General features: G+C 71.5%; 7 protein-coding genes. 3 read left to right on the top strand and 4 right to left on the bottom strand.

Features of this window, described 5'->3' with window-relative positions; genetic code table 11:
- On the bottom strand, positions 1 to 606 hold a 606-nt coding region (locus tag ORI94_RS27335), incomplete at its 3' end, for a maltotransferase domain-containing protein (RefSeq protein WP_266080394.1).
- A 73-nt stretch (positions 607 to 679) separates the two neighbouring features.
- Entirely contained in the window at positions 680 to 979 is a 300-nt protein-coding gene (locus ORI94_RS27330) for a DUF5133 domain-containing protein (protein WP_266080392.1), read from the bottom strand.
- A 368-nt stretch (positions 980 to 1,347) separates the two neighbouring features.
- Here ORI94_RS27330 and ORI94_RS27325 point away from each other — a divergent pair, with 368 nt between their 5' ends.
- Together ORI94_RS27325 and glgX are read left to right on the top strand one after the other, a co-directional pair.
- A complete protein-coding gene (locus ORI94_RS27325; RefSeq protein ID WP_266080390.1) occupies positions 1,348 to 1,860 on the top strand; it encodes a pep a2 in 513 nt (170 codons plus the stop codon).
- Positions 1,857 to 4,001: a glycogen debranching protein GlgX gene (glgX, locus tag ORI94_RS27320; protein ID WP_266080388.1), complete on the top strand. Its 2,145-nt coding sequence runs from the start codon at positions 1,857 to 1,859 to the stop codon at positions 3,999 to 4,001. Before ORI94_RS27325 ends, glgX begins: the two co-directional genes overlap by 4 nt.
- Positions 4,002 to 4,062: 61 nt before the next feature.
- Here glgX and ORI94_RS27315 read toward each other — a convergent pair whose 3' ends face one another.
- On the bottom strand, positions 4,063 to 4,854 hold the full coding sequence (locus tag ORI94_RS27315; RefSeq protein ID WP_266080386.1) for a VOC family protein: 792 nt from the start codon (positions 4,852 to 4,854) through the stop codon (positions 4,063 to 4,065).
- Positions 4,855 to 5,121: 267 nt separating this feature from the next.
- Here ORI94_RS27315 and ORI94_RS27310 point away from each other — a divergent pair, with 267 nt between their 5' ends.
- On the top strand, positions 5,122 to 5,454 hold the full coding sequence (locus ORI94_RS27310; RefSeq protein ID WP_416237907.1) for an ANTAR domain-containing protein: 333 nt from the start codon (positions 5,122 to 5,124) through the stop codon (positions 5,452 to 5,454).
- Here ORI94_RS27310 and ORI94_RS27305 read toward each other — a convergent pair.
- Positions 5,402 to 6,196, bottom strand: coding sequence for a SigB/SigF/SigG family RNA polymerase sigma factor (locus ORI94_RS27305; RefSeq protein ID WP_042166548.1), 795 nt, complete (start codon positions 6,194 to 6,196; stop codon positions 5,402 to 5,404). The genes ORI94_RS27310 and ORI94_RS27305 overlap by 53 nt on opposite strands.
- Between the last annotated feature and the right edge of the window lie 537 nt (positions 6,197 to 6,733).

The raw sequence follows: 6,733 nt of genomic DNA, 5'->3' as shown, positions 1-6,733 counted from the left end.
GGAGCCGAACAGGGCACGCTCGCGCTCCACCAGCAGCGGCATCGGGTCGCTGCTGGTGACCAGGTCCCGCAGCGGGTGGCGGGCCAGCACCGCGTCCACCTCCGGCGTCAGCCCCGCCGCCAGCCGGATGTCGCCGGGCAGGCAGTCGTCCCGGAGCGTCTTCGCCGCCGCGAGCACGAGGGAGCGGCCGTCGCCCTCGGGCACTCCGGCGGCGGCCCGTTCGAACAGGTCGCCGCCCTCCTCCAGCACCAGACCCGTGTCGATCCCCGCAGGCACCTTGACCCGCGCGTGACGCCGCCAGGTGGTGACCGGATCTCCCCATGCCTCGACGCGGTAGGTCCATCGGCCCACCGCGTCCAGGGTGATCTCCGCGCCCCACCGGTCGGTGCCCGGCGCCAGTTCACGCATCGGTGTGACCGGCCCCCGGCGGCCCCCGGGGCCGGTCAGGACGACACGGGCGGCCACCGCGTCGTGCCCCTCACGGAACACGGTCGCCGACACCTCGAACGACTCCCCGACCACCGCCTTCGCCGGCCGTCTGCCGCATTCGACGGCCGGCCGGACATCCCGTACGGGGATGCGTCCGATGGTCCTGGTCGCCTTCATGGGTCTGTACCTCCGCCGTGCTCGACACCGGGCCGCGCCCGGTCGTGGGACGAAATGGAGGCGGGAAGGCCCTTCACCTTCCTGCCGGGGACCACCGCTCGACCGTCGGCGGACCCCACCTGACCGCGGTGGCCGAGCGGGGCCGGTCGTTCTGTTCCCGCAGGTGAGTGGAGGGGCCGGCGCGCAGGTACCGTTCGGCCGCCTCGGCCGCCTCCCGCGCGCAGCGCTTGCCCATCAGCACACAGAGGGTGTGGCCCGAGTCCTCGAACGTCGTCCGTACCGTGCGGTCGGTGGGGGCGGCGAGCATCACGCGTTCCCAGGCCCGGTAGCGACGCAACTGCCGGGCGACCTCGGCTCTGGCAGGTAGCAGCATGGCGCCGTTCACCTTTCCGTGGCTCGTGGGGGAGACGTTTCTTCCGGTGGTCGGACGGCGGCCGTGTGCGCGGAAGGCACGGTCCCGTGACGGCGATCGAGGGGCTTTCACACATGGTGCATGATCAGTAACCGTGCGTCCTGTTGGACCTTGGTCCGGTGCGGCGGGCCGGGGGGTGTCCGAAGCCGGCGTGAGCTGCGCCCGTCCGGCGCATCGGTCGCCCCGGCCGTGTGCTCGTGTTGCACGAATGGGTCAACCCGGTCACGCTGATGGTGACTCAGAAGCGCCAACCGCTCACATTTCGTGTTCGGGGCTCGTCCGCAGGGACGAGGGGAAATCGGGAGCTTCGCGGTGAGGAGCCAACGACGATGAAGACCGCAGTGCCCTGCTACTACCACCTCGACGTGGAAGTCAGCCCGGAGCGCGTGGAGCAGGTCAGCCGCATTCTGGCCGCCCACCTCCGGCACTGGGACCTGGAGAACCTGATGGAGCCCGTCTGCCGCGGCACCGAGATGCTGCTGCGCGCCATCGACGAGCACGCCACCGACAAGAACACGTCGATCGAGATGTGGTGGAACGGACAGCACCTCATCACCGCCATCGGGGACCACGACCGCGCTCTGCGCCCCGACCAGGAACTGCGCGGCTGCCTGGAGCACATCGCCGCCAGCAGCGACGGCTGGGGCTGCTGCGCCACCGCGACCGGCAGCAAGGTCATCTGGTTCTCGCAGCGGGCCCGCGCCGATGAACGCGTCCCGCTCGTGCCGACCGCGCCGGACCCGAGGGTGAGCGAGGGCCTGGACCTGCCCCGCGTGGTCACCGCCGCCCAGCTGGCCGGTCCGGTGCGTACCTCCGCCGGCCTCCTGGAGGCAGCCCGGTGACCCGGAGGAACAACAGACGAGGGGCGCCCGCATGGAGCGGGCGCCCCTATCCGCTGGGCGCGGTCCATGACGCCGGGGGCACCAACTTCGCGCTGTTCAGCGAGGTCGCCGAAGGCGTCGACCTCGTCCTGGTGGACGACTCCGGCCGCCACACCACCGTCCCGCTGACCGAGGCCGACGGCTTCGTGTGGCACGGCTACCTGCCCGGCGTCGGCCCGGGCCAGCGTTACGGCTACCGGGTGCACGGGCCGTGGGCACCGGCCGCCGGGCACCGCTGCAACCCGGCGAAGCTGCTCCTCGACCCGTACGCCACGGCCGTCGACGGGCAGATCGACAACCACCCCTCGCTCTACGAGCGCCGGCCCGACGGCCCCGATCCGGCCGACAGCGCCGGACACACCATGCTGGGCGTGGTGACCGACCCGGCGTTCGACTGGGGCGACGACAACGGCCCCGGCCGTCCGTACGCCGACACGGTGATCTACGAGGCCCACGTCAAGGGCATGACCCGCACCCACCCGGACGTTCCCGCCGAACTGCGCGGCACCTACGCCGGACTGGCGCACCCGGCGGTGGTCGACCATCTGACCTCGCTGGGCGTCACCGCGGTGGAGCTGATGCCGGTGCACCAGTTCGTCCAGGACGGTGTGCTGCAGAGCCGGGGCCTGGCCAACTACTGGGGCTACAACACCATCGGCTACTTCGCCCCGCACAACGCCTACGCCGCCCACGGCACCCGCGGACAGCAGGTCACCGAGTTCAAGACGATGGTCCGGACCCTGCACGCGGCGGGGCTGGAGGTCATCCTGGACGTCGTCTACAACCACACCGCCGAGGGCAACGAGAAGGGCCCCACCCTCTCCTTCCGCGGCATCGACAACTCCGCGTACTACCGGCTGGTGGACGGCGACTGGGCGCATTACTACGACACCACCGGTACCGGCAACAGCCTGCTGATGCGCCACCCCTACGTACTCCAGCTGATCATGGACTCGCTGCGGTACTGGGTCACCGAGATGCATGTCGACGGCTTCCGCTTCGACCTCGCGGCCACACTGGCCCGGCAGTTCCACGAGGTGGACCGGCTCTCCGCGTTCTTCGACCTCATCCAGCAGGACCCCGTGATCAGCCGCGTCAAGCTCATCGCCGAACCGTGGGACGTCGGCGAAGGCGGTTACCAGGTGGGCAACTTCCCGCAGCTGTGGTCGGAGTGGAACGGCAAGTACAGGGATGCCGTAAGGGACTTCTGGCGCACCGAGCCGCACACGCTCGGTGAGTTCGCCTCCCGCCTCACCGGTTCCTCCGACCTGTACGCGCACAGCAGGCGACTGCCCCGCGCCAGCGTCAACTTCGTCACCGCGCACGACGGTTTCACCCTGCGCGACCTCGTCTCGTACAACGACAAGCACAACACGGCCAACGGTGAGGGCAACCGGGACGGCGAGAGCCACAACCGGTCCTGGAACAGCGGGGCGGAGGGCGACACCGGCGACCCGTCCGTACTCGAACTGCGAGCCCGCCGACAACGGAACTTCCTTGCCACGCTGCTCCTTTCCCAGGGTATCCCGATGCTCTCGCACGGCGACGAAGTGGGTCGCAGCCAGCACGGCAACAACAACGCCTACTGCCAGGACAACAAGATCTCCTGGATGGACTGGAAGCTGACCGAGGAGCAGCGAGCCCTGCTGGACTTCACCCGGCGGGTCATCTCCCTGCGGATCACCCACCCCGTGCTGCGGCGCCGCCGCTTCTTCCACGGCGGGCCGGCCTCCCGCGCGGGCAGGGGCCTGCCCGACCTGGTGTGGCTGCTGCCGGACGCAGAGGAGATGACCGACGTCGACTGGCGGCGCTCGGACGCGCACAGCGTCGGCGTCTTCCTCAACGGCGACGCCATCGCCGAACCGGACCCGCGGGGCCGGCGCCTGGTCGACGACTCCTTCCTGCTGCTGCTCAACAGCCATGGGGAGCCGGTGCACTTCCGCCTCCCGGCCGCTGCCTACGGCGAGCGCTGGACGGCGCTGATCGACACCGCCGACCCGGACGGCGTCCCCGACGAATCGGAGTACAAGGCCGGTACCGGGCTGACCGTGGGCTCGCGCAGCCTGGTGCTGCTGTCCCGGCCGTCGCAGACCGGGAAGTGAGGGACCGCGGTCCCTTCGGGGGGAAGTGCCCGAAAGGACCGCGGGCGTCCGGCCGCCTGGATCAGCGGCCGCGGCGCGCGGTCACCGTGAACAGGGCGCCCTCGTTGTCGCGCAGCACGGCCTCGTCGTCGCGCAGGGCCACCACACTGCCTCCGTGCCGCTCGGCGGCGTCGGCGCAGACCTCGACGTCCGTCACGGTGAAGTGCACCTGCCAGTGCGGCCGGATCGTGGGATCGGGCGCCGATCCCAGCGCCCCCGACTGGATGCAGGCGAGTACCTGCCCGTCACCGCGCAGCACCACCTCGTCGCCCTCGTAGACGACCTCCGTGCGACCCTCCCCCGTCGCTCCCCAGTCGAAGACCTCGCCGTAGAAGATGGCGGCGTCCAGGGCGTCCCGGGTGTGCAGCCTGATGAAGGAGGGCTGGGAGCGCTGCCAGCTGAGCCAGCCGGTGGACAGTTCGCCCTCCCACACCCCGAAGGTCGCGCCGTCCCGGTCGGCCAGCAGCGCCGCGCGCCCGGGGGGCAGCGAGATCGGGCCGACCGCCAGCGTGCCGCCGCGTTCCTGCACCCGCGACACCGCCTCGTCCGCACTGCGGGCGGCGAAGTACGGGGTCCAGGCCACCGCCATCCGCCACATGTCGGCGACCGCGGCGACGCCCGCCACCGGCGTGCCGTCCTTCAGGGCGAGCCGGAACCGCTCGCCCAGGCGGGCCGGGCGCCACCGCCAGCCGAGGACGGCCCCGTAGAACTCCTCGGTCGTGCCGAGGTCGCGGCTGGTCAGACTCACCCAGCAGGGCGTCCCGTACACGGAGTGCGTCGAGAAGACGTCCGTCGCGCCGGAGGGGGAGGGCATGTCGTGGTTCGTCACAGTCGCGTCCCGATCGCTGTTCTCGTCGGCCTGGCAGGCATCCGTGGACTCCAGTGTCCGGCCTGTAGGGCTCCGTGCGCCTGCCGAGTACCCCGGCGGCGGTGCCCGGACCGGCACGGAGGGGACCCGCGAACACCCCCGGTGGCACAGGATGGCACGAGTGAGGACGATGGAGGAGCCGGACACCCGCCGAAGGCACCCGGACACAGGTGCGGGCGGTCCGGGAGCGTTACACCGGACCCGGAGGTGACCATGCCCACGGACGGGGAAGCGGACCGGATCCTTCAGCTGGAGGAAGAGGTGCAGCAGCTGAAGGAGGCGGTCGTCTCGCACGCGGTGGTGGACCAGGCGATCGGCGTGGTCGTCGTCCTCGGGCGGGTGTCGCCCGACCAGGGGTGGACGGTGCTGAGGGAGGTCTCCCAGCACACCAACGTCAAGCTCCGCGACATCGCCGGGACGATCGTGGCCTGGGGGCGCACCGGTGTGCTGCCGCCCGGAATCCGGGCGGAGCTGGAGAAGGCCCTGGACCGGTTCAGCCGGCCTCCGTCCGCAGTTCCTCGCGCACCTGGGCGAAACAGCTGCTGAGCAGCCGGGAGACATGCATCTGCGAGATGCCGAGCAGTTCCGCGATGCTGCTCTGCGTCATGCCCCGGAAGAACCGCAGATAGAGGATGAGCCGCTCGCGCTCCGGAAGCGCCTCGAGGCAGGGGCGGACCGCCACCCGGTCGACGACCGTGTCGTAGGCGGGGTCCGGGCCGCCGAGCGAGTCCCCGAGCGCGTACCCGTCCGTGCCCGGCATCTCCGCCTCCAGCGACAGCGCGGTGAAGCACTCCAGGGCCTCCGTGCCGGTGCGCACCTCGTCCTCGGTCAGCTGCGCGTACGCGGCGATCTCGGCGGTCGTCGGGGCCCGGCCGGGAGTGGTCTGCGCCAGCTCCTTGGCGGCGTGCCGCACCCGGTTGCGCAGGTCCTGGACCCGGCGCGGCACGTGCAGGGTCCACATGTGGTCACGGAAGTGGCGCTTGACCTCCCCGGTGACGGTCGGGACGGCGTACGCCTCGAAGGCGGTGCCGCGCGCCGGATCGTAGTGGTCGACCGCCTTGACCAGGCCCAGGGCCGCCACCTGGTACAGGTCCTCCAGCGCCTCGCCGCGCCCGCGGAAGCGTACGGCGATCCGCTCGGCCATGGGCAGCCAGGAGCGGACGAGCCCGTCCCGCAGCGCCTTGCGCTCGGGGCCCTCCGGGAGTCGGGCGAGGCGGACGAAGTCCTGGGCGGTGTCCGGTGCGTCGTGGTGAGGGTGCGGCTTCGTGGTGCTGCCGGCGATACGCATGTCGCGCACCTCCCTGAGCAGGTGCCGGGTGGACGGGCACCGTGGGAGCGCGAGCTCGGACCACACGGAGGAGACCCGGGGGCGGCGAGCCGGTTCCCACGGTCGTGCCTCCGGTCCGAAGCACTGGATCTCTCATTCCCCCTCGCCGTCGTGGTGAAACGGGTTCCCGAATTCGGTGCGGGGAACGGTGCGGGGATTTCGGGAATCGCGCGCTGTGAAACCGGGGGGATCCGGCATGTCGAATTCCGGAGGGCGACCGGGGCGCTACGCCGGTGGGGACGTGCCGCGTTCCGGCGGTACGGCTCGCGCACGCCCCGGTCCGGTGATCACCGGACCGGGTGCGGCGACCGCCGTGGACGACGTGATGTGCGGCACGCCGCCGCGCGGGCCGGGGCGGCCGGTCCGGCGGATCGTGCCAGCGCAGCGCTTGATCGGCGGGCGGTGGGAACGAAGTGCCTGACCACGGCGCATTCCGCTCGTTTGACAGCGCGCCGAGCCCACAGATAGGAAGCAGCGACAGAAGTCGAGAGGGTGCAC

The organism is Streptomyces sp. NEAU-W12 (assembly GCF_026242095.1).
In the GTDB taxonomy this organism is placed as follows: domain Bacteria; phylum Actinomycetota; class Actinomycetes; order Streptomycetales; family Streptomycetaceae; genus Streptomyces.
The sequence above is the reverse complement of the archived record's forward strand: the minus strand, read 5'-3'. Positions and strand labels throughout refer to the sequence as shown.